General features: G+C 53.8%; 1 protein-coding gene. It reads left to right on the forward strand.

The window, feature by feature from the left end:
• On the forward strand, positions 1–759 hold a 759-nt coding region (locus RT018_RS09225), incomplete at both ends, for a PilZ domain-containing protein (protein WP_312941325.1).

Here is a 759-nt window from a genome sequence, read left to right on the forward strand (position 1 = left end):
AGTGGACGAACGTATACGAGACGGTGTTTTTTCCATTTATGTTCTTCCCTGTGCTGGCAGAGAGTCTTGGGATTTCTCTCAAGAAATTTCAGGTTACGAGAAAAGACGGCGGCGGCCGGGATGAGAGCCGGGCCGCGCTTTACGCCGTGCCCTTTGTGCTGTTTGTGGGGTTGTCGATTCTGGGAATTATCAATTGCGTAACCATGATTTTCAGCAGCGGCAGCATTGCGCCCATTGCGGTGCTGTTCTGGCTGAGCGTGAACCTCTTCAACCTGATTATGTCCCTGTTCTTTGTTCTGGGGCGGGGCTATCTACGCATGAACGAGCGGGTGGAGGACGAGGTGGACTGCCTTTTGCGCATCGGCGCTTTGGGGGAACTGCAATGCGTCACCAAGGACTTTTCGGAAACCGGCATCGCGGTGCGCCTTTCCAGCCCCATAGACATCGACGATGGGGAGGAGGCGGAGATCCTTTTAAAAACCGAGCACTATACCGCACGACTTAAGGCCCGGGCAGTGCACATCGGCCCCATTCCAGGCGGCTGGAAATGCTCTTTTTTCATTACTGATTACGGTCAAAGCAAAAATGAGTATATGCAGATGCTGTATGACCGGGTTCCCGGTCTGCCCACTACGCTTAGTAAAGCCCACAGCACTTTTGACGATCTGAGAGTGAATGTGGTGCGCCGGACCCGTGGCGTTCTGTATCAAAACCGCCGTCATGCGCGGGTTTTTTTGGATGTGTTCGTGCCGTCGGATT

Origin of the sequence: Oscillibacter sp. (genome assembly GCF_032060045.1) — a bacterium.
Classification (GTDB): domain Bacteria; phylum Bacillota; class Clostridia; order Oscillospirales; family Oscillospiraceae; genus Oscillibacter.